1 protein-coding gene is annotated in these 333 nt (G+C 71.8%); it reads left to right on the forward strand.

The genetic code is table 11. The features are described from left to right. Window positions 1-181, forward strand: a 181-nt coding sequence (locus tag OO70_RS50870) for a DUF3151 family protein (protein WP_043688506.1), incomplete at its 5' end; no start/stop codon positions are given. Window positions 182-333 lie beyond the last annotated feature (152 nt).

Below are 333 nucleotides of genomic sequence, written 5' to 3' on the forward strand. Positions count from 1 at the left end.
GAAGGGGCACGGCCCCGTTCCGTGGCGGCACCGGCCCAACCAGGGATTCCTGTCCGCGTTGGCCGCTCTCGCGTTGGCGGCCGAGCGGATCGGTGAGCAGGACGAGTTCGAACGCTGCCGGCAGTTCCTCGTGGACTCCGACCCGGAGGCCGCCGTGGCCACCGGACTGTCGGGGGTTTGACCGGGAACCGACGGGGTGGGCCCGGGGAGTCGCGGTAGCGTCGACCACGGGTGAGAACGGCCGAGAGGGGACAGGGGCGTTGCCGGACAACGACTACGCGTTCGACAGCAGGTGGGAGGTGCCCGGTCTCGTCGCCGACGTGGCCGAGGTCC

The organism is Streptomyces xylophagus (assembly GCF_000716435.1).
Taxonomy (GTDB): Bacteria; Actinomycetota; Actinomycetes; order Streptomycetales; family Streptomycetaceae; genus Streptomyces; species Streptomyces xylophagus.